The organism is Bacillus sp. FSL M7-0307, from assembly GCF_038627835.1.
Lineage (GTDB): Bacteria > Bacillota > Bacilli > Bacillales > Bacillaceae > Bacillus > Bacillus altitudinis.
Genome location: NZ_CP152023.1, coordinates 1966635 through 1986969 on the forward strand (window position 1 = coordinate 1966635; position 20335 = coordinate 1986969).

Here is a 20335-nt window from a genome sequence, read left to right on the forward strand (position 1 = left end):
GATTGGAACAAAGAAAACAAATGATGTATGAAATGGATACTTTACTGAGAACCGTATTTAAGCAAATACGTTATGAAATTAACAGCCTGCTTGAAAACGAATTATCTCGGAATGAATTTCTCATTTTAAATCTGCTGCGTGAACAAGGCGCAAAAAAAGTAACGGAATTCGCCTCAATTCTCGGTGTATCAGCAAGCCATATTACAGCTGTAACCGACACACTTGTAGAAAAAGGCTGGATCACTCGTATCCGTTCAAAAGAGGATCGACGCATCATCAAAATCCACTTAACCGATAAGGGTAAGGAAATTACTGAGCATTTTGAGAAAAAGAAAACAGAATACTTCATGGAACGATTTGAATCATTTGATGATGAAGAACTGAAAACGATGATCAAATTATTTAAAAAGCTGGATAAAAGTCAAAAAGATTAAGCATAGATTTTAGCGTGGAGGACATGCTACGGATAAAAAGGTGGAATGAACCATGACAAGTCCATATCTTTGTCCGAACTGCAAAACCAACAGAACGCGTTTTAATCTCATCGAGCAGCATTCAGAACCTGTGAAACTTGATCCAGCAACTGGAGCTATTGTCGAAACATATGAAGGAGATCAGCTTTCTCCTTTTCACATGAACTATCAAGGACCGAAAATCAAAGTCCAGTGCGGCGTTTGCGGATTAATTGAGGATGAAAAAACGTTCATTAAGTTGGCTGAATATCATCAATATTCATCTCCTTCTTAATACGAGAGCCTGACACTTTTTGTCAGGCTTTTTTCTATGTTTCTTTTGCCTATACAGATCGTCCCTTTCTTGCATACGCTACAAAAAACACATTGCAGAGAAAGAAGGGATAAAGACGTGCAGCAGCTCTACGAGATGAATCAATTTCTATATCGTCCATTAGCTACCTTTCCCCCATACCATCCGAGAAACACCATTTCCAAAGCTGTTATTCGATTATTTCACGCTGCACCGGATTTAAGTGAGCTTGCTGTATTTGTAAATCAGCAGCCAATCCAAAAAAAGCTGCCATACGGTCAGCTGTCTGCTTATATGGAATGGGATGAGGGTGTTTATGAGATAGAAGTATTCAAGCTGGCTACAAAAGAAAGAATTCTTTCTTCTCGTATGATGATTAATGGAAACGAGACTTACACGCTATGTATCACAGGAGCTCGTACCGGCTTTGCGCTGCTCACAGAAAAGCAAGACTCGCTGATTAAGCAAGATGAGCTATCAGCACTCACGTTTATCCAGCTGTCACCAGACCTCCCTTTCATTGATATATATGAACGAGATCAAGGCATGTTATCAAAGGAGCTCGGATATGTAAACGGCACCCAAACCCACCACTTCTCTCCGAATAAGTATCACTTTGAATTAAAAGCTGCCGGTACTCAAAGTGTACTGCTAGATATTCCGAAAGTTCACCTGCAAACAAAGCGGGCCTATCTTATTTTACTTCATGGATTTGCAAACGGAGAGCCAGAGCTAATGGCAAAAGTCGTCTTGTCTCACCAAATGTAAAAAGAGCCTTTCCAGATGGAGAAGGCTCTTAGCGTGTAGACATACCCTCGCATTCGGTGTCAGTCCTGCGTGCCGGTGCTCACGAATGTAAAATTCGCTCCGCTCCGGTACTCGTCCTTCCTAGAATGCAAAGATTTTCAATCACGCTGAAAAGAAGACAAATAGCCTTTCCAAATGGAAAAGGCTATTTACGAAACATCTTCAGCTTTTTCTTGTTTTTGAAAATCAAAAGCAAGAATCATGGTACCTAAAAATAATGCACAATAGGCGATATTTAAGTAAAACTGGTCGATATTTTCTGCTTTTAAATGAGAGGCAGCTGTCATGCCAAAGTATGCAGCAAATAAGAGCGACAGTAAACTAAAATATTGATAGACTCGCTTCATCGTTTCACTCCTGACTTACACGTTCTATTGCTTTGGATGATAATATGAGAATTCAATTTCATCATTCTCAAGATCAATTTTGTTCGCTTTGACATACATATCATTCGTCAGCGGCATTTCTGAAAGGCGCACTTCCACCGTTTTTTGGTCTGGTTTCACATGAACGAAATCAGGCAGTTCATAGAATTGACCCATGTAGCTTAAAACAAAACTGATTGGGATGCTTAATTGCCCAATTGAAAAGTCATCTACTTTCAGCAAAACATCCCCGTTATCTTCAACAGTTGGTGTAAATGATACATTTGCATTAATCGTTGAAGAAAAAGCTTTGATTGCACCTGTTACTTTCACATCTTGGTCAATTGCAACATGAAAGTCTGGCATATCGCTTGATCCTTGGTTTTTTAAATAATCATTGACAAAGCTGGTGAGCGATTCTTTTGAACTAGAAATGTTAAAAGCATACTCGCTGTTCACTTCTTTTTTCGAAGCGGATTGATCGCTCGGCAGCAGCATAAAAATACCGCATACAAGAACAATCAATAGATTAATTGACAGTAAAACAAAAAATAAACTCTTCCATTTTTTCATCTTTTCACCCTATTCCTTCGGCAGTCCTTCTTTTTTCACTTCTGAGAATAAACGATTTGCCATAAGAGAGTACCCCTTTTGGTTTGGGTGGAAATCATCATCTGCCAGTAATTTTTCATCTTGATCATCTTCAAATAAATCTGCTACATCGATCATATCAGCATTGCCGTCTTTTTTTAGTTCTTTTTCGGCAGCTGCATTCCAGTCTTTGACGACCTCATCAATATCTCTCAGCTCAGACAAGCTGAACTTAAAAGGATTGTACATACTGACATACATGATCTTTGCATGGTCATTATGCTCTCTTAATTGAGCAAGAATGGTCTTAAAACGCTCTTCAAAAGGACCTTGCTCTTTTTGAAAAGGAGCAAATGTCAAGTTGAGCACATTTTGTCGGACGACATGCATTAAGTCATTTCCGCCGATCGTAAAGAAAATATAATCAGCGTCTTTCAGTCCATCCTGCACTTTTTTTTCTTTTAATCTTTTTAATAAATCTACCGTTCTACTGCCTTTAATGGCATAGTTTTTTAATGTAACAGACTGTACGCCGTCCACCGCTTCTATCTTGTCACGGGTGATGCCTGCATACCCTTTTTTATTTTGATCTCCGATTCCTTCTGTTAAGGAATCTCCAACCGCTGCGATCGTAATATGTTCTTTTACGTTTTGTGTGTCTTCTAGTTTATCCTTTATGCCAGCCTCTTGCGCGGAACATGCAGAAAGAACAAAAGCTAGAGACATCACAATCAAAATCAAACGAGCCTTCAAACGATGATGTCCCTCCTTTTTCTGATTAAAAAAGTGTATCATGTTTTCGCTCATTTGAACATCCTTATGCTAGCTTCGATTCAGTGTTTTGATGTCCTTGATGATTTCATCATATGGCGTATTTTGAACGCCATCATAATTTTTCATCACTTTTCCTTCTTGATCAACGAGGAAAAACAGAGATTGATGTATCACTTGGTCTTCGTCTTCAGGTTTTTTCACAATCGTCTTAAAGCTTTTCATTGCAAATTTTTCAATCGCTGACTGCGAGTAACCAGTGAGAAAATCCCAATTTTTAAAGGATAATGGATATGCTTTTGCAAATTCCTTTAGCTTTTTCGGTGAATCCACCTCTGGGTCGACGCTAAATGAAATGATGTGCGCATCCAATTTTTCTTCTTTTAACCGTTTTTGTAGCTCTGTCATATGTGCCGTCATCGGAGGGCAAATCGTTTCACAGCTTGTAAAAATAAAATCTGCCACCCAGACTTTCCCCTTTAAATCGTCGAGCGACACCTTTTGACCATCCTGGTTTTGATACTCAAACGGCTGGATTTGATAATTTAACGCATCCTTGATTTGTCCATTTGAACATGAGACTAAAAGAAGCACGCTTATGATCGTAAGCGCACCAAATAAGGCTCCCCTTTTTGTATACATGACAATTACATCCCCTTTTCAATCAATCGGTATAAAAAGTAAAGCCTATAGCGCCCTTACCAGTATGACAGGAAATAATCGGAGTTGTATAAGCAATGTCAACTAGTGCATCAGGTGTGTGATCAAGCAGTGCTGCTTTAAGCTTTTCTGCAAGTTCTAATGCGTCTGCATGTGCAATCCCAATTGCCTGAACGGTTTTCCCTTTCACCGCCTGTACATACTGTTTTGTCAAATAGCGGACAAGAGCGGAGTAACTTCTCACATTCGCTTCTGGTGTGTATATGCCGTCTGTTAAGCTGGCAATTGGTTTAATATGAAGAAGTGAACCGATCAGCGCCTTTCCTCTTCCAATTCGTCCACCTTTCACGAGATTTTCTAATGTATCGATTGTGACAAATAGCTTTGTTTTAAGACGAATTTTGTCCATTTCTTTGAGGATGTCATCACGGCTTGCCCCTTTGTTTGCAAGCTCTGCTGCTTTGGTGACTTGAAACCCTAAACCATAGGAAATAAAATTCGAATCAATGACAGTGATATTCCCGTCTACCATTTTAGAAGCGCTTTCAGCAGTTTGAACCGTACCACTCATCCCACCAGTTAAATGGATACTAATGACTTCGCTTCCATCTGCCGTCAGTTTTTCATATAATTCGACGAATTGACCGATCGCAGGTTGAGACGTTTTCGGCAGTTCCTCAGCGGCCTCCATTTTTTCAATAAATTCATCTGGCTGTATGTTCACTCGGTCAATATAATCAACCCCAGAAATGGAGATATTGAGCGGAATGACATGAATGGAAAGATCATTGATTTTTTCTTGCGGAAGGTCCACAGTTGAATCTGTTACAATTTTAATTTGTTTCACTATCGTCTCATCCTTGCTGTCTTAGTCTTTACTTAAGATATTACCTTATTTCCTTCAATCTTCAAAACAACTGTCAGAACGTTTTTGAAATTGTCACATTTTCTTCTTTTCATGTAAAAAATCCTTGCCAAACTGAGCAGGCGCACTTCAAGCGGCCTTTTACTCCTTTGACAAAGATTCTTATTTACGCATTGTGTTTCAATGTAGGCTCTTGATAGATCTGTTCATATGTGCTCCACTTGACGTTACGTTTCACATCCTCCCTGAAAGAGTACACATGCCTCTTTCCCTTAGATACATAGACTTTTTTCAAGAAAGCTTCAAGTCTAAAGGTGAGCATGAAACCATAGGATTCATCTCCCTTTAAAACAGGGACTTCTGTTACCTTGATCTGAGCTCCATCCATCCGTCTAAAACATATTGTTTTGAGCAGCACAAACGATCAATCCTCTTTTCCAATTATCTGTTAAGCCTAAATAAATAGGTGGAATAAATCTTGATCTTTATTCACTTCAACATAGTGAAAGCCTTTTTTATTCATTCGGTCAATCAGCGCTGCATAGTCATCTCTTTCTTTCAATTCGATCCCAACAAGCGCAGGTCCTTTGCTTCGGTTATTCTTTTTCGTATATTCAAAGCGTGAGATATCATCATTTGGCCCTAACACTTCATCTAAAAATTCCCTGAGAGCACCTGCTCTTTGCGGAAAATTAACGATGAAATAATGCTGGAGACCTTCATAAATCATGGAGCGTTCCTTGATTTCTTGCATCCGGCCAATGTCATTATTGCCTCCGCTGACAATACAAACGACATTTTTCCCTTTAATCTCCTCACGATGTGCATCTAAAGCCGCGATCGGTAAAGCACCCGCTGGCTCAGCTACAATTGCACATTGATTATACAGCTCTAAAATGGTTGTGCATACTTTTCCTTCTGGTACAAGACTAATCTTATCGACAACGGACTGAAGCGACGTAAACGTCTTTTCGCCAATCCGCTGAACCGCTGCTCCATCTACAAACTTATCTATTGAATCAAGTGTGACAACCTCCCCTTTCTCATGGGAAGCATGAAGTGAGGCGGCACCAAGCGGCTCGACTGCAATAATTTCTGTTTCTGGTGCGATATTTTTAATATATGTGCCAACGCCAGATAACAAACCTCCGCCCCCAACACTTGCAAATAAAAAGTGAGGCTCCACTTCGATATCATTTAATATTTCTACAGCAGTTGTTCCTTGTCCTGCCATGACATCTAAATCATCAAATGGATGGATAAATTCCCGCTTTTCCTTATCTCCGCATTTGACTGCTTCATGATACGAATCATCAAAGGTATCTCCGGTTAAGATAATGTCAACATATTCTTTTCCGAAAAGCTCCACTTGAGATACTTTTTGCCTTGGCGTGGTAGCAGGCATAAAAATTTTCCCGTGGATACCTAAATATTTACAAGAATAGGCAACGCCTTGTGCGTGATTTCCTGCACTGGCACAGACAATGCCGTTTTCTAGTTTTTCTTTTGGCAACTGGCTCATTTTATTAAAAGCGCCTCTTAATTTAAAAGAACGAACAACTTGCAGGTCCTCTCTTTTTAAGTAGACATTACATTCATATCGTTCAGAAAGTCGCTCATTTTTTTGAAGTGGTGTATGAATCACTACATCCTTCAAATTTTGATGGGCTTTTAAGATGTCTTTCACTTGAATTAGCGTGTTTTCTTTGAGCAACGGTTTCATGTACAAGATCCTTTCTCTTTAACCTTATTTAATTTGTCATTATAACATGAATATTCAAAAAATAAACCAATAGATCATGGATCGGAGATAAATTTCATGAACTTTTTCGTTTTTCTATACATTTGTTCTAATTGGGTGTTATAATAAAACCAATTAGAACCAAAAGAAAGGAATCGCTCGATGACCACACATCCGTTTGCTAATATATATGGAGAACACCAAGATATAAAACACGCCATTCATTTGGCAAAACAATTCACGAAAAACGATCAGCCTGTGTTGATCACAGGTGAAATTGGAACAGGCAAATCACGCTTTGCAAAAGAAATGGCCAATACATTTGCTGCGCAGGCTTCGATGAAACATATCTACTGCCCCATTGTAGATGAAGTGACTTTGCAGGAAGCATTTACTCATGCGGCAAATCATGTGCTTTATTTAGACGAAGTCAGCGCATTTAGTATTCCTATGCAGCATCAGGTCATTCGTTTTCTCGAAGTTTCTCCTGCAACAAAAATCATTGCTTCTTCGTCTTTATCATTAGAGGCGATGAGCGTTTCGTCCAATTTTTTACCTGAGCTGTTTTATCGGCTCAATGTGCTTCATATCCCTCTCCCGCCTTTAGAAGATCGAAAAACAGATATTCCTATTTTAACCGCTGCTTTCTTTCAAGAACTGAACATGACACCTGACATCGACTCAAGTGTGTGGGAAGTCTTACAGCAATATTCGTTTGAAGGGAATGTCCAAGAGCTCAAAAATATCGTTCATTATGCAGCCGCGATCCTCGAAGGGCAAACAGTTTTCTTGCATCACTTGCCACCTTTTGTATTATTACCTCAACAAACAGCTGGTAAAGGAAAAAAAGAAGAACACCAGCTCACGCTTATGGAGAAACAAGAATTTGTTTTCTTACTCGAAGCCATTAAGTCTCTAAATGAAAAAGGAGAAGCAGCCAGCAGACGTATCTTGTCTGAGTTAAGCAAACAAGGCGACATCCCGCTGACCCCTCAACAAGTAAGGAGTCGATTAGATGATCTTGAGAAAAAAGCCTATGTGACGAAAGGGAAAGGCAGAGCTGGAACGAAGATTACACTTGAAGGTCTCTCATTTCTGAAGTCGCTTGATGGTTATATACCGGTTCAATAAAGGAGGACATCCATTGTTTACTGTAAAAGAAGAAATTGCCAACGCGATTACACATGGCATTGGCGTCATTTTATCCATTCCCGCCATTGTTTTTCTCGTTTTATTCGCTGTTCAATACGGCACTGTCACTGACATTATTAGCTTTTCGATATTTGGCGCGTCGATGCTGCTGCTTTATTTAAGCTCTACTTTGCTTCATAGCATTCGGCACAAAAAAACAAAAGATGTATTTGAAATCCTTGACCACTCTGCGATTTATGTATTGATTGCTGGTACATATACGCCATTTTTGCTTGGCCCATTAAAAGGCGCACTTGGCTATACTCTTCTTGCAATCGTATGGGCGCTTGCTGCAGGCGGTATCGTCTTTAAGATCTTTTTCGTCAAACGGTTTATCATTGTATCCACCCTTGTTTATTTATTGATGGGCTGGATGATTATCATCGCAATTAAACCTCTGTACATTCAATTAACAGGAGCTGGATTCAGCCTCTTACTATTAGGCGGTATTTTGTATTCAGTCGGAACGATCTTTTATATTTGGCGGAAAATTCCCTATCATCATGCGATTTGGCACAGCTTTGTTCTCGGAGGAAGTGCATCCATGTTCTTCTGCATTCTATTTTATTGCGTCAACATCCCAGCATGATCAAAAAACCAGCATCCGAATGTGGATGCTGGTTTTTTCTATGCGCGCTTTTGTGCGTAATCACTCATCTTGACCGGTGCTTTTATATGGATATCGACATTAACTGGACGAAGTCTTTTGACGATCTTCCCTGTTAAAAGACGGTCTGTGCCGCTTGTTTCAACCGGAACAAGTGGGCAGTTACATTCGTCAGCAAGCGTCTCTGCCATGACACGATACTGTTCAGAAAGCAACAGACTCTGGCCAGATAGAACTCTTTCTCTTGCTTCTTCTAATAACGCCTCATCAGATTGATTCTGCTTGATCACCGCCATCTTCTTCAACCATTGTTTTAAGATGGGATAGCGAAACAGATGCGGTTTTGCCATAAAAGCAAATGGCTTCTCTAAGTGACCAATCAGCAATGTCGTCGTCACTGGATGATGTGCTTCTGTGACATAAATAACAGGGCCATCTGGCAGCCTTTTTTGCTGATGAATGGTCATGACGGATCCTGATTGATCAATACACCCTCTGGCAAACCTTTTTGCATGCTCATGGATGAGATGCATTCGTTTCGTATAGGAAATGCGTGGATCTGTTAATTCATGATCATACAAATGCCTTATACTTTTAAAAAAAGATACAACAACATAAATCGTTAAAAACCAATAACGAAACAACCGTACTCCTCCTACTCACTTATCCTTCTTTTCTGTCATAGACAACAAATTCATAATTGTAGGGGTTCTTTTCGTCACGATGGCCTGTTTCACGTGATACAACCGTCCAATCATCTTCATCGTAATAAGGGAAGAAACGGTCGCCTTCAAATGAATGATGAATGTGCGTGATATATAGACGATCTGCGTATGGCATCATTTCCTCGTACAGCTTAGACCCGCCAATGATCAATAATTCTTCCTCGGTCTTCGCAATGGTTAAAATATCATCGATTGAATGAACTACCTCGCATCCTTCAGCTTGAAAAGAAGAACTTGTGGTTAACACGATATTCCGGCGGTTAGGCAGTGCTCGTCCAATTGATTCAAACGTTTTTCTGCCCATGACAATGGAATGGCCACTTGTGACTTTTTTAAAATACGCTAAATCAGCGGGTAAATGCCAAGGCATTTGATTATCTTTGCCAATGACTCTGTCTTTTCCTGTCGCCACTATCATGGAAATCATACACTGACTTCTCCTTTAATATGCGGATGTGGATCATAGTTCTCGAGCACAAAATCATCAAACGTAAAATCAAAAATACTTTTGACATCTCTAGTGATGCGAAGCTGCGGAAGTGTGCGCTCCTCACGCTCTAACTGCATTTTGACCTGCGGAAGATGATTTTGATAAATATGAGCATCTCCTAGCGTATGAATAAACTCTCCTGGCTCAAGGTTTGTCACTTTGGCAATCATCATCGTTAGAAGTGCATACGAAGCAATATTAAAAGGCACACCTAAAAAGATATCTGCCGAACGTTGATAGAGCTGGCACGATAATTTACCGTTTGATACGTAAAATTGAAACAAGCAATGACAAGGAGGCAGCGCCATCTGATCAATTTCTCCTGGATTCCACGCACTGACAATCAATCTTCTCGAATTAGGATGATTCTCAATATCATGGATCAGCTTGCTGATCTGATCCACTGTCTCTCCGTCTCCGCTCGCCCATGATCTCCACTGCGCACCATACACACGCCCTAGCTCTCCATTTTCATCTGCCCATTCATTCCAAATACGGACACCATTTTCTTGAAGATATTTGACATTTGTATCACCTTTTAAAAACCACAGTAACTCATGAATGATTGATTTCAGGTGTAATTTCTTTGTTGTTAATAGAGGAAATCCTTCCTGTAAATCAAATCTCATTTGGTAACCGAACGTGCTGATAGTGCCTGTTCCTGTTCTGTCACCTTTTTCATCCCCGTGCTGTAATACATGACGGCATAACTCTTTGTATTGTTTCATTTTTTTCATCCTTTATTTATGTTCTTGTTGTAGTTTACCTTATTTCTGCTTTTGTTGAAACCAATTGAAACCAAAAAAACATGTCTGCATGATGAGCAGACATGTTTTTCTTTTTATGCTTGATTCACTCGATCCTGCTCTTCGTCCTTAATATCTTGGTGAGAGTGAGCTATGCGGCTTGCTGCTGCTGCGGCAAGCGCAGCGACAAGGTCATCGAGGAAGGTGTGTACTTCACCAGGACGACCTTCATCTAATTCTCTAATAATACCAAATTTCTCTTTGTCTAGGTAACCGAAGTTGGTCAAACCGATTGATCCATATACATTGACAATGGAAAGCGGAATAATCTCATCAATTCCATATAGCGGTTCATCTGTTTCAACTAAATGCTGCAAAGGTTCTGGCAAAAGCTTTTTTTCTGCCAGCTGATCAAGAGCAAGTCCTGTCAAAACTGCGTGGACAATTTCCCTTTTATTCAGCACTTTTTCAACATTTTCAATGCAGACACTAAGTGGAAGATTTGGGTTGTATTTCTCTTGGAGTTTCAGCACAATATGTGCAATATCTTCTATTTTCACTCCACGCTCGTTTAACATCTGTTTTGTAATGCGAACCATTTCGTTCATTGTATACTTTTTCAATTGGCATGACATCTCCTTCTAGTGGCTCATCCAGCTCGGCGGGGTGTTTTTATCCCAGTAAATATTACCGAGTTCATGATGCGTCTGGAATCCATCTTCTGCTGTATGGTAGTGAAAATTAAACCAATATCCGCTGTGAGGCGGCTGATCTCTCCTGACATGAAAACGAAGCAAATCTTCTCCAGTCTTTCTATTATAAATGTGGAAGATTTTTTCCCCATTTCCGCTTGAAGGCTGATCAGTTAAAACAACATCTTGAAATTTTTCGTCATCTTTGAAATTTGTTAAAAAGTCGGTTAACACTTGTTCAATTTTGGGTTGAATCTCTTCTCTATACTCGTCCTCAATGACAGGTGTGATTTTACGACCAAATTTGAGAAAGGATTGGTTTTCTGCACTTGATAGAACCTCTTGCTTATATTGCTCAAAGGGGTCTACCCGCTCTTTGTTGTCTTCTTGCGATAATTCCCAGCTGCGCGTATCATCTGATGTATCATAAACTGCTGTATAAGGTGATTTATCAGATGAAGAAAGTTCAGATGGCTTGTCTGTCATCAAAGCCGATGGAGGAGAGATTAAACCAAAAGTCGCAATCGTAAAGAGTGCAACAAGCGTTTTTCTCATCCACATTTTCATGATATCTAATTCCTTCCATAAGTTATCATACTGCTATTCTAGCATATAATGAATTTTCAGTCATTCAATTTGGTCATTGAGTTGAGACTTTCTTTTTCATGATAAAACGTTTACAATGACAGTAACGACGACTAAAATTTGGGAGGAATGGATATGCTTGAAGGGTTTTTCATCACAGCTTCCTTGCTGACGTTATTTTATTTTGTCTATATGGAGATCACCGATTAAAAGCCCTGAAATAGGGCTTTTTTTATTGTTAAGAGTGATTAAAGTTTTGTTGATTTGTCTTCTTCTATTGAGATATATCCGTAATGGAATTGGGCGGTTTTACGTTTCATCACCTGAAATTGATAGGAATCAGTGGTAAATCGTGTGCTTTTCCAATGATCTTTTAAAACCACTCTTTTTCTAGCCACTCTCATTGCTTCTTTCACAGCGGTTTCATGGTCAAAATGATGCTCAGCTGCATGACGAAGCGGCATCATACTAGCAGACTCTTGTATGGTTTCTTCGAACATTGGGTCAAAATAGACGATATCATAGGATCGATCAGGGAGCTTCTTTAACTGCTCAATACTATCCCCGCTGATAACAGATATCCGTTTCATCGCTTCGTCTGCCTCTCTCACACCCGTTTCCCATGTGCTGAGTCCTTCTCGAACAAGCAATGCCGTCACCGGATTTTTTTCAATGCCTGCCACTTCTCCATTGGCGCCTGTAGCGCAGCTTGCGGTAATCGCATCAGATCCTAACCCAAGCGTACAATCTAAAAAGGAATCGCCCGGCTTTAATTGTGCTGCTTCTATTAATGGATCTTTTTCCCCTCGCAGAACCCGCTTCACCCTAAACATCGCTGAGCTTGGATGGAAAAAGAACTTTTCACCATTTGGCTGATACCATTCAAATCGTTCTTTCCCAACAACCAGTACATCCCCCCGCTTGATCGCAAGCTGTTTGACAGATTGTTTGCGCCGCTCGATATACTCACCATGCAAGTCCTTTGCGAGGGCCTTTGCCGTTTCAATTGTTTGTTCATTTGCTCTAAAGCTTGTTGTAATGAGCATGACGTTCCTCCATCATAATCAAGAAAAAATGCCCTGATGGATCACAGGACATTTCAATATTTGTATTAGCAATGTTTTTCAAATGCAGATAAGACGTTCTTCATAATATCTTCCATTTCATGACCTTCAATTTCGTCACGCGGGATAAAGTGAACGAGTTCATTTCCTTTTAAAAGTGCCATAGATGGAGAAGATGGCTCCTCACCTGTGAAGTATTCTCTCATTTTAGCCGTTGCTTCCCGGTCCTGACCAGCAAAGACCGTCACCATTCGATCTGGTGCTTTTTCTGCTTTCATGACAGCTTGAGTAGCAGCAGGGCGTGCTAAACCAGCAGCACATCCGCATACGGAATTGACGACAACAAATGTTGTTCCTTCTGCTTCCTGCATCGTTTTTTCTACTTCTTCTTCAGTCGTCAACTCTTGAAACCCTGCACTAGTTAGTTCTTGGCGCATTGGTACGACGAGCTGACGCATATATTCTTCATATGCCATTGACATAAAAAAGCCCCCTCTATAATCCTTATGTTGTGAATAAAGGATACTATAGAGAGAGCCAATTTTCAAATGTTCAATTTCAGATTAAATTTTCATGATTCCGCCTGTATTGGCTGATGTCACAAGTTTTGAGTATCTGGCAAGGTAACCTGTTTTTACTTTTGGCTCAAAGCCTTTCCAGTTTGCTTTTCTTTTTTCCCATTCTTCTTCCGGGACATCTACGCTTAAAATGCGTTTTTCGATATCGACAACGACATGATCACCATTTTCAACAAAGGCAAGCGGGCCGCCTTCTGCTGCCTCTGGAGAGACGTGTCCAATAGACAATCCGCGAGAAGCACCGGAGAATCGTCCGTCTGTAATTAAAGCAACCTTTGGACCAAGTCCCATTCCAACAATTTGTGAAGTTGGTGCTAGCATTTCAGGCATACCTGGACCGCCTTTAGGTCCTTCATAACGAATAATGACAACATGTCCTGCTTCTACTTTTCGATTAATGATTCCTTCAAGTGCTTCCTCTTGGGATTCAAATACGATCGCAGGTCCTTCATGACGTGTGATGCCGTCTTGTACACCGCCTGTTTTAATGATTGCTCCATCTGGCGCAAGGTTTCCAAATAAAACGGCTAAGCCGCCCTTTTCAGTAAATGGCTTGTCAATTGGATAAATGACGTTATAATCTTTTACCTCATGACCTGCAATGTTCTCGCCTAACGTTTTCGCTGTGACGGTCATGGTATCTAAATGAAGAGCCCCCTCTTTTTTGGACAATTCATTTAGTGCAGCGGTCACTCCGCCTGCTTCATGTAAATCTTCAATATATACATCTGAAGCTGGAGCGAGTTTGGATAAATGCGGCACTCGTTCTGCTACTTCATTAATACGCTCAAGTGAATATTCAACGCCCGCTTCGTTTGCAATCGCCAATGTATGAAGAACTGTATTGGTTGAACCACCAAGTGCCATATCTAAAGCAAATGCGTTATCGATCGCTTTTTCCGTGACAATATCACGTGGTTTAATGTCTTTTTTGATTAGCTCCATCAATTGTTTTGCTGACTTCTTCGCAAATTCTCTTCGTTCTGGTGAAGTCGCCAAAATGGTTCCATTTCCAGGAAGAGCAATCCCTAGCGCCTCTGCTAAACAGTTCATTGAGTTTGCTGTAAACATACCAGAGCAAGATCCGCATGTAGGACAGCCAAATTGCTCTAATTCGTTTAATTCCTCTTCATTAATTTTCCCTGATTGGTATGCGCCTACGCCTTCAAAGACAGAAGAAAGCGAAATTTTTCTGCCATCACTTGTTCTCCCAGCTTCCATCGGTCCACCACTGACAAATACAGTTGGGATATTCACACGCATGGCAGCCATCATCATACCTGGCGTGATTTTATCACAGTTAGGAATACACACCATGCCATCAAACCAGTGTGCAGACACTACGGTCTCTACTGAATCAGCAATGATTTCACGGCTTGGCAATGAATATCTCATCCCAATATGCCCCATCGCAATACCATCATCTACCCCGATTGTATTAAATTCAAATGGAACACCGCCAGCTTCACGAATGGCTTCTTTCACAATTTTTCCGAATTCCTGAAGATGGACATGCCCTGGGACAATATCAATATAGGAATTACATACGGCAATAAACGGCTTGCCAAAATCCTCATCTTTTACCCCAGCTGCTCTTAGTAAGCTTCGGTGAGGTGCTCTGTCAATTCCTTGTTTAATCATATTACTGCGAAGTTCTGCCATCTGTTTAAAAAGCCTCCTATACTACTAGTCTTGTTGACTGTATGATTTTGAGTTCATTTTATTTTACAAATTTTCTGTTTATTTAGCCACCTATAATAGATAGTGACTGATTTCTCTGCTGAAGCAAGTGCTCAGCAAGGATTGTGTCATAAAATCTGACCTCCAATATTCTATATTGCTACTACTATATAGAGTTTTTTCTCATATTTCAACAATATTCAAAATAATTTTTCTAAAAAAATTTTTCTGCCAATAAAAAAGCCATTTTCAGAAAACAAGCTGCCTTTTATTGGCAGCCCGCTCGTCTTTCTTATGATTCTGATACATTTTTTCTACTTTCTGTCATTTGCTTCCACACAGAGCCTTTTGCTTCTTCTCCGTGCTCAATTCGTTCGATGGCCATTTTCACTTGAAGACTGACTTCAAATTCAGGGTCCTGCTCCGCTTCTTTTAAAGCTTCTAGTGCTGTTTCGTCACCTTCTTCATAAAGGAACATGGCCGCACGCCAGCGGACAAGCTTACTTGGGTCCTTTAAGGCTTGAATCATCGCTTCAATCGCACTAGAATCACCAAGATCCGAAATACAATCTCCAGCAGTTCTTCTAACTGTCACTGTTTTATCTTCAAGCCCTTTATACAAAATAGGCAAAATGTCTGGATCTTCAATCATGCCAGCATTCACAACAGCTTGTCTGCGAATCGATGTTTTTGGATCCTCCATCGCTTTCATTAAAACAGGTATATCTTTTTTCTCTGGCTGCATTTGCTCTAAATGAGCAAAACGTTTCTTCCAATCTTCATCACGCAGCATCTCTTCTGTCACATCATATGCTTTTCGGTTCACTTGTTTATCTACAGCCTCTTGACCTTCCTTCACTGCCTCTGTTAAACGGGATAAACGCTCGTCGTCATATGCAGCTTGCAGCTCTTCTGTGACTTCTTGACCGATATCAGCAAATTCTCCAAAACGTACGCCATGTTCTTTCCACACACGTTCAAATACAACATTATCTGAACTGCTTCTTAGCTTTAAAATCGCTGCCTGGAAACGTTCAGGCATTCCAAATCGTTCTTCTCTTTCACCGTCTGTCAGCTTCACCTGCATCGGAATCCCATTAAACATTTGAACATGCACTTTGACTTCTCCAAATGTGTCATCACCTGACTGCGATTCTCCCTGAAGACCTTCAGTTTCTTGTCCAAAGGCTTCTCTGACTTGCTGTAAAATACCTTGCCAATCAAATTTCGCATTACGCTCAACCGCTAAGAAATCGGCTACATGGTAAACACCTTTTACACCTTCAATGGTTAAAATGCGCTTGATCATCTCTGGCGCTTCGTCTTTTTGATCTTTTTTGTAGTTATTGCTTTTACCGCCTGCAAGCGCTTCTGTCAAAATGACTTTCATTGTATTCGGGCTTGGCGTTGGTTCTATGGCAGTTATTTTCATCTATACATCCTCCTTACACACATAAAGACCCTACTCATCAGTAAGGCCGCATTCTTCTTTCCATGTCTTGATAAATAGACACATAAACTCATGCCGCTCATGAGCCAGCTGCTTTCCAGCACGTGTGTTCATCAAGTCTTTTAATTGAAGCAGCTTTTCTTGCATATGCAAAAGTACTGTGCCTTGGTGAGCACCCTCTGTATAGTGAGGCTCCCCTTTTGCACCTGCATATGTAAACACCCTTGCAATCCCAGTTGCACCTATCGCATCTAGCCGATCTGCATCTTGAACAATGGCCCCTTCTAATGTCACTGGCTTATGCTGCATATGCCGGTGACGAAAAGACATCGTTGTAATAATATCCATGATATAGCGAATATCTCGCGTGTCCACTTCCCACAAAAGGAGCTGCTGCTTGAGATCATGCGGTGAAAGCTTCCATTCACTAGACAGCTTGTCATCAATGACATCATGGACAATCGCTGCCATTTCAATGACAAAAAGCGACCCGCCCTCCTGTTGTGCAATATGGACGGCAAGCTGGCGCACACGATTGATATGAGCTTCATCGTGTCCAGTCGGTTCATTCTTTAGCTGTTTTGAAACAAAGGAGGCAGCTGCCTCCAATTGTTCTTGCTGCTTACTCGAATACATGCTTATTTCTCCAAAAGAGCGATAATGGAGCTTTCTAATTCTTTTGGTGGTGTTTTAGGAGAAAATCGTTCAGTCACTTCTCCGTTTTGGTCAACGATAAATTTTGTGAAATTCCATTTCACCGTTTTTGTGCCAAGCACACCTTTGGCATGACTCGTTAAGTATTTGAAAAGCGGATGCGCATTGTCACCATTGACATCTACTTTTGCAAACATCGGGAAGGTCACACCATAGTTCAACGAACAGAATTCTTGAATTGCTTCTTCCCCTTCTGGCTCTTGATTCATAAATTGATTGCACGGAAATCCTAAAATTTCAAGGCCCTTTTCATGATATTGATCGTATAACTCTTGTAATTGTTTAAATTGAGGGGTCAGTCCACATTTGCTCGCTGTGTTCACGATGATCAGTACTTTCCCTTTGTAATCTGCCATTGATTTTTCCTGACCGTTAATGGTCTTGACCTGAATATCATAAATTGACATCTCATAGCCTCCTAGGATTCACTTTTTCCTATCGTAACATGCTTCTTTTAGAAAATCGCTTTTTATGCTTCCTGCTAAAAGAGTCCAGTCACACTGCCGTCTTCTAATAAATCCATCTCAAGTGCCGCAGGTTTTTTAGGGAGACCTGGCATGGTCAGAATGCTTCCCGTTAGTGCAACGATAAAACCTGCCCCTACAGATGGTTTTAACTCTCGAATCGTAACGGTAAAGCCTTTTGGTCTGCCGATTAAAGCTGGATCATCCGATAGTGAATATTGCGTTTTTGCCATACAAACCGGCAAATGGGCCCAGCCATTTTTCTCAATTGCAGCTAGCTGCTTTCTTGCTTTTGATGTAAGGTTGACGCCGTCTGCACCATAAACCACTTTGGCGACTTTTGACAACTTTTCTTCAATGGAATCTTGCTCCTCATATAAATAAGAAAAGCTGTTTTCATTCTTTTCAATGAGTGTCGTGAGCTCTTCGGCAAGTGCTACCCCGCCAGCTCCCCCTTCTTCCCATACATTGACGGCTTTGACTGGATGTCCATTCGTTTCGCACCAGTTTTCTATTGCTTGAATTTCTTCTTTTGTATCGGTAATAAAACGGTTCACTGCTACGATGTATGGTAGACCGAAGGCTTGCACTGTTTCAATATGCTTCTCTAAATTATGTATACCTTCTAATACAGCCTGTGCATTTGCTTCCTTGAGCTCTGTTTTCTGCATTCCGCCATGCATTTTTAGCGCCCTGACAGTTGCTACAATGACAACAGCGCCTGGTTTAAAATCACCGGCTCTTGTTTTGATGTGAAGAAATTTTTCCGCGCCGAGGTCTGCACCAAATCCCGCTTCTGTTACGACGTAATCTGCTAGTTTTGCCGCCATTTTTGTGGCAATTAAACTATTGCATCCATGTGCAATATTGGCAAAAGGACCACCATGAACAAGGGCTGGAGTTCCTTCAATCGTTTGAACAAGGTTTGGTTTCAGCGCATCTTTTAATAGCAAGGTTAATACGCCTTCATATCCTAGATTTCCAACTGTGACCGGTTCACCTTCTTGATTGTAGGCAACAACAATAGAAGAAAGACGTTTTTTTAGATCGTTTAAGTCGTCTGCTAAACAGAGGATGGCCATCATTTCGGATGCAACCGTAATATCAAATCCATCTTCTCTAGGGTACCCATTTAATTGACCGCCAAGTCCTACGACCACTTGTCTTAGAGCACGATCGTTTAAATCTAACACTCGTTTCCATACAATTCGGCGTGCGTCGATCCCAAGCTCATTTCCGTGATGGATATGATTATCAATAAAAGCAGATAAAGCGTTATGTGCAGATGTAATCGCATGAAAATCCCCTGTGAAATGAAGATTGATTTCTTCCATAGGTAACACCTGTGAATATCCGCCGCCAGCTGCACCGCCTTTAATACCCATTGTGGGACCTAGTGAAGGTTCACGCATGGCAATAATCGCTTTTTTCCCAATTTTCTCGAAGGCTTGACCGAGGCCAACTGTTACAGTGGACTTCCCCTCACCTGCTGGCGTTGGGTTGATCGAAGTCACAAGAATCACATTTCCTTCTTTTTGTTCCTTTAAACGGTCAAAAATAGTCAAAGATATTTTCGCTTTTGTGAAACCATAGCATTCTAATTCTTCGTCATGTATTTGTAATTTTGCTGCGATGTCTTGAATCGGTCTCAGCTTTGCCTTTTGGGCAATGTCAATATCTGATAAATGCTTTGTAATCATGATTAATGGCCTCCTTTTTTGACAGAAACAGCTTTCTTTTTTGCTCTATTTTTCATTGTAACATAATTGAAACATTGAAATATCGCCAGAAAGTTCCTATAATGAAGTGAAATTAGCTTTGGTTCAGGGGGTGGCGAGTTGCCTATTAACATACCAGTTCATCTGCCGGCAAAACAAATACTAGAGAGCGAAAACATTTTCGTCATGGATGAGACAAGGGCATTCAAACAAGATATCCGTCCTTTGAATATCGTGATCTTAAATTTAATGCCAAAAAAAATACAAACTGAAACGCAGCTGCTGAGAATGCTCGGAAATTCTCCTTTGCAAGTGTATTTTACATTTTTGATTCCAAGTACACATACACCGAAGAATACATCGAGAGAGCATCTAGATGAATTTTATACGACCTTTGACTCGATTCGCCATAAAAAATTTGATGGCATGATCATTACAGGTGCACCAATTGAGCATTTAGCTTTCGAAGAAGTTTCCTATTGGAAAGAACTGCAGGACATTTTGGACTGGAGTAAAACGAATGTGACGTCTACTCTCCATATATGCTGGGGGGCACAGGCAGGTCTATATCATCATTATGGCATTGAAAAAATCAAGCTTCCAGAGAAAAAATTCGGTGTCTTTGAGCATCTTGTCAAAGAGAAAAAAGAAAGATTAGTAAGAGGTTTCGATGAAGTATACTATGTCCCACATTCTAGGCATACAGATATTAATACAGAACAATTAAAAAACACGCCGAATCTAAAAGTATTGAGCACGTCTGAGGAAGCTGGTGTTTGTTTAATTGTCTCAGATGATGATAAACAAGTATTTTTAACTGGACATCCTGAATACGATACAGATACATTGAAGCAGGAATATGAAAGAGATTTGTTGAAACATGATACAGTCAAAAAACCCGTCCACTATTTCATAGAAGATGGAGACACATTAGTCCCAGTGAACCGCTGGAAAGCCCATGCTACTTTGCTGTTTATGAATTGGCTTAATTACTATGTTTATCAAGAAACACCATATGTGTGGGAATAAAATAGACTGTAGTCTGATGATAAATGCTTAAAATGTG

General features: G+C 40.4%; 25 protein-coding genes. 6 read left to right on the forward strand and 19 right to left on the reverse strand.

Features of this window, described 5'->3' with window-relative positions:
* The first annotated feature begins 2 nt into the window (after positions 1–2).
* The 3 genes from MHI41_RS09895 (at position 3) to MHI41_RS09905 (ending at position 1533) form a co-directional block, all read left to right on the forward strand.
* Positions 3–434 carry a MarR family transcriptional regulator gene (locus MHI41_RS09895; RefSeq protein WP_007500780.1) on the forward strand — a complete coding sequence of 144 codons (432 nt, stop codon included), beginning with the start codon at positions 3–5 and terminating at the stop codon, positions 432–434.
* 52 nt (positions 435–486) lie between these two features.
* Positions 487–747, forward strand: coding sequence for a hypothetical protein (locus MHI41_RS09900; RefSeq protein WP_008346413.1), 261 nt, complete (start codon positions 487–489; stop codon positions 745–747).
* A gap of 117 nt (positions 748–864) precedes the next feature.
* The gene (locus MHI41_RS09905; protein WP_017359694.1) at positions 865–1533 is read left to right on the forward strand and encodes a DUF4397 domain-containing protein; all 669 of its coding nucleotides are present in this window, start codon (positions 865–867) and stop codon (positions 1531–1533) included.
* 188 nt (positions 1534–1721) lie between these two features.
* On the opposite strand, the gene ypmT is transcribed toward MHI41_RS09905, so the two are convergent.
* The 7 genes from ypmT to ilvA all read right to left on the reverse strand — a co-directional run bounded on the left by ypmT (position 1722) and on the right by ilvA (position 6547).
* Entirely contained in the window at positions 1722–1919 is a 198-nt protein-coding gene (gene ypmT, locus MHI41_RS09910) for a protein YpmT (RefSeq protein WP_008346409.1), read from the reverse strand.
* Between the two features lie 24 nt (positions 1920–1943).
* Positions 1944–2510, reverse strand: coding sequence for a YpmS family protein (locus MHI41_RS09915; protein ID WP_073414639.1), 567 nt, complete (start codon positions 2508–2510; stop codon positions 1944–1946).
* A 9-nt stretch (positions 2511–2519) separates the two neighbouring features.
* The gene (locus tag MHI41_RS09920) at positions 2520–3281 is read right to left on the reverse strand and encodes an SGNH/GDSL hydrolase family protein (protein ID WP_025207511.1); all 762 of its coding nucleotides are present in this window, start codon (positions 3279–3281) and stop codon (positions 2520–2522) included.
* Positions 3282–3350: 69 nt separating this feature from the next.
* Positions 3351–3941: a cytochrome c oxidase assembly protein gene (locus tag MHI41_RS09925; RefSeq protein ID WP_007500791.1), complete on the reverse strand. Its 591-nt coding sequence runs from the start codon at positions 3939–3941 to the stop codon at positions 3351–3353.
* Between the two features lie 22 nt (positions 3942–3963).
* Complete coding sequence (locus tag MHI41_RS09930) at positions 3964–4806, reverse strand: DegV family protein (protein ID WP_135227108.1); 843 nt, start codon at positions 4804–4806, stop codon at positions 3964–3966.
* Positions 4807–4990: 184 nt separating this feature from the next.
* Positions 4991–5242 (reverse strand): YpmP family protein, encoded by a 252-nt coding sequence (locus MHI41_RS09935; protein WP_008346400.1) that lies wholly within the window; start codon positions 5240–5242, stop codon positions 4991–4993.
* 36 nt (positions 5243–5278) lie between these two features.
* Positions 5279–6547, reverse strand: coding sequence for a threonine ammonia-lyase IlvA (ilvA, locus tag MHI41_RS09940; RefSeq protein WP_045035067.1), 1269 nt, complete (start codon positions 6545–6547; stop codon positions 5279–5281).
* A gap of 180 nt (positions 6548–6727) precedes the next feature.
* Here ilvA and MHI41_RS09945 point away from each other — a divergent pair, with 180 nt between their 5' ends.
* Both MHI41_RS09945 and MHI41_RS09950 read left to right on the forward strand, forming a co-directional pair.
* Positions 6728–7696, forward strand: a complete 969-nt coding sequence (locus tag MHI41_RS09945; protein ID WP_282833905.1) for a sigma 54-interacting transcriptional regulator — start codon at positions 6728–6730, stop codon at positions 7694–7696.
* Positions 7697–7709: 13 nt separating this feature from the next.
* Positions 7710–8345, forward strand: a complete 636-nt coding sequence (locus MHI41_RS09950; protein WP_008346394.1) for a hemolysin III family protein — start codon at positions 7710–7712, stop codon at positions 8343–8345.
* Positions 8346–8383: 38 nt separating this feature from the next.
* On the opposite strand, the gene MHI41_RS09955 is transcribed toward MHI41_RS09950, so the two are convergent.
* The 12 genes from MHI41_RS09955 to MHI41_RS10010 form a co-directional block, all read right to left on the reverse strand.
* Positions 8384–9007 (reverse strand): 1-acyl-sn-glycerol-3-phosphate acyltransferase, encoded by a 624-nt coding sequence (locus MHI41_RS09955; protein ID WP_251185745.1) that lies wholly within the window; start codon positions 9005–9007, stop codon positions 8384–8386.
* Between the two features lie 19 nt (positions 9008–9026).
* Positions 9027–9515, reverse strand: a complete 489-nt coding sequence (folA, locus tag MHI41_RS09960; protein ID WP_041091285.1) for a type 3 dihydrofolate reductase — start codon at positions 9513–9515, stop codon at positions 9027–9029.
* Positions 9512–10306: a thymidylate synthase gene (locus MHI41_RS09965; protein ID WP_017367468.1), complete on the reverse strand. Its 795-nt coding sequence runs from the start codon at positions 10304–10306 to the stop codon at positions 9512–9514. The genes folA and MHI41_RS09965 overlap by 4 nt, the downstream gene beginning before the upstream one ends.
* A gap of 113 nt (positions 10307–10419) precedes the next feature.
* The gene (locus tag MHI41_RS09970; protein ID WP_008346387.1) at positions 10420–10947 is read right to left on the reverse strand and encodes a phosphatidylglycerophosphatase A; all 528 of its coding nucleotides are present in this window, start codon (positions 10945–10947) and stop codon (positions 10420–10422) included.
* Positions 10948–10965: 18 nt separating this feature from the next.
* The gene (locus tag MHI41_RS09975; RefSeq protein WP_024718552.1) at positions 10966–11583 is read right to left on the reverse strand and encodes a YpjP family protein; all 618 of its coding nucleotides are present in this window, start codon (positions 11581–11583) and stop codon (positions 10966–10968) included.
* Positions 11584–11849: 266 nt separating this feature from the next.
* Positions 11850–12647, reverse strand: a complete 798-nt coding sequence (locus MHI41_RS09980) for a class I SAM-dependent methyltransferase (RefSeq protein ID WP_282833904.1) — start codon at positions 12645–12647, stop codon at positions 11850–11852.
* 65 nt (positions 12648–12712) lie between these two features.
* Complete coding sequence (locus MHI41_RS09985) at positions 12713–13147, reverse strand: BrxA/BrxB family bacilliredoxin (RefSeq protein WP_008346384.1); 435 nt, start codon at positions 13145–13147, stop codon at positions 12713–12715.
* Between the two features lie 81 nt (positions 13148–13228).
* Positions 13229–14905 carry a dihydroxy-acid dehydratase gene (gene ilvD, locus MHI41_RS09990; RefSeq protein WP_007500822.1) on the reverse strand — a complete coding sequence of 559 codons (1677 nt, stop codon included), beginning with the start codon at positions 14903–14905 and terminating at the stop codon, positions 13229–13231.
* A 310-nt stretch (positions 14906–15215) separates the two neighbouring features.
* Positions 15216–16355 carry a conserved virulence factor C family protein gene (locus MHI41_RS09995; protein WP_282833903.1) on the reverse strand — a complete coding sequence of 380 codons (1140 nt, stop codon included), beginning with the start codon at positions 16353–16355 and terminating at the stop codon, positions 15216–15218.
* A 30-nt stretch (positions 16356–16385) separates the two neighbouring features.
* Positions 16386–17009 carry an HD domain-containing protein gene (locus MHI41_RS10000; protein WP_039165605.1) on the reverse strand — a complete coding sequence of 208 codons (624 nt, stop codon included), beginning with the start codon at positions 17007–17009 and terminating at the stop codon, positions 16386–16388.
* 2 nt (positions 17010–17011) lie between these two features.
* Complete coding sequence (locus tag MHI41_RS10005; protein ID WP_007500827.1) at positions 17012–17494, reverse strand: glutathione peroxidase; 483 nt, start codon at positions 17492–17494, stop codon at positions 17012–17014.
* A 74-nt stretch (positions 17495–17568) separates the two neighbouring features.
* Complete coding sequence (locus MHI41_RS10010; RefSeq protein WP_017359707.1) at positions 17569–19251, reverse strand: formate--tetrahydrofolate ligase; 1683 nt, start codon at positions 19249–19251, stop codon at positions 17569–17571.
* A 138-nt stretch (positions 19252–19389) separates the two neighbouring features.
* On the opposite strand from MHI41_RS10010, the gene metA reads away from it, so the two are divergent.
* Complete coding sequence (gene metA, locus MHI41_RS10015; RefSeq protein WP_008346374.1) at positions 19390–20298, forward strand: homoserine O-succinyltransferase; 909 nt, start codon at positions 19390–19392, stop codon at positions 20296–20298.
* The last annotated feature ends 37 nt before the right edge of the window (positions 20299–20335 follow it).

Excerpts from the sequence above, each read along its gene's own strand:
- MHI41_RS09900 (WP_008346413.1), top strand. The coding sequence starts at position 487 with ATGACAAGTCCATATCTTTGTCCGAACTGCAAAACCAACAGAACGCGT.
- ypmT (WP_008346409.1), bottom strand. The coding sequence starts at position 1,919 with ATGAAGCGAGTCTATCAATATTTTAGTTTACTGTCGCTCTTATTTGCT.
- MHI41_RS09915 (WP_073414639.1), bottom strand. The coding sequence starts at position 2,510 with ATGAAAAAATGGAAGAGTTTATTTTTTGTTTTACTGTCAATTAATCTA.
- MHI41_RS09925 (WP_007500791.1), bottom strand. The coding sequence starts at position 3,941 with ATGTATACAAAAAGGGGAGCCTTATTTGGTGCGCTTACGATCATAAGC.
- ilvA (WP_045035067.1), bottom strand. The coding sequence starts at position 6,547 with ATGAAACCGTTGCTCAAAGAAAACACGCTAATTCAAGTGAAAGACATC.
- MHI41_RS09945 (WP_282833905.1), top strand. The coding sequence starts at position 6,728 with ATGACCACACATCCGTTTGCTAATATATATGGAGAACACCAAGATATA.
- folA (WP_041091285.1), bottom strand. The coding sequence starts at position 9,515 with ATGATTTCCATGATAGTGGCGACAGGAAAAGACAGAGTCATTGGCAAA.
- MHI41_RS09965 (WP_017367468.1), bottom strand. The coding sequence starts at position 10,306 with ATGAAACAATACAAAGAGTTATGCCGTCATGTATTACAGCACGGGGAT.
- MHI41_RS09975 (WP_024718552.1), bottom strand. The coding sequence starts at position 11,583 with ATGAAAATGTGGATGAGAAAAACGCTTGTTGCACTCTTTACGATTGCG.
- MHI41_RS09980 (WP_282833904.1), bottom strand. The coding sequence starts at position 12,647 with ATGCTCATTACAACAAGCTTTAGAGCAAATGAACAAACAATTGAAACG.
- MHI41_RS09985 (WP_008346384.1), bottom strand. The coding sequence starts at position 13,147 with ATGTCAATGGCATATGAAGAATATATGCGTCAGCTCGTCGTACCAATG.
- ilvD (WP_007500822.1), bottom strand. The coding sequence starts at position 14,905 with ATGGCAGAACTTCGCAGTAATATGATTAAACAAGGAATTGACAGAGCA.
- MHI41_RS09995 (WP_282833903.1), bottom strand. The coding sequence starts at position 16,355 with ATGAAAATAACTGCCATAGAACCAACGCCAAGCCCGAATACAATGAAA.
- MHI41_RS10000 (WP_039165605.1), bottom strand. The coding sequence starts at position 17,009 with ATGTATTCGAGTAAGCAGCAAGAACAATTGGAGGCAGCTGCCTCCTTT.
- MHI41_RS10005 (WP_007500827.1), bottom strand. The coding sequence starts at position 17,494 with ATGTCAATTTATGATATTCAGGTCAAGACCATTAACGGTCAGGAAAAA.
- MHI41_RS10010 (WP_017359707.1), bottom strand. The coding sequence starts at position 19,251 with ATGATTACAAAGCATTTATCAGATATTGACATTGCCCAAAAGGCAAAG.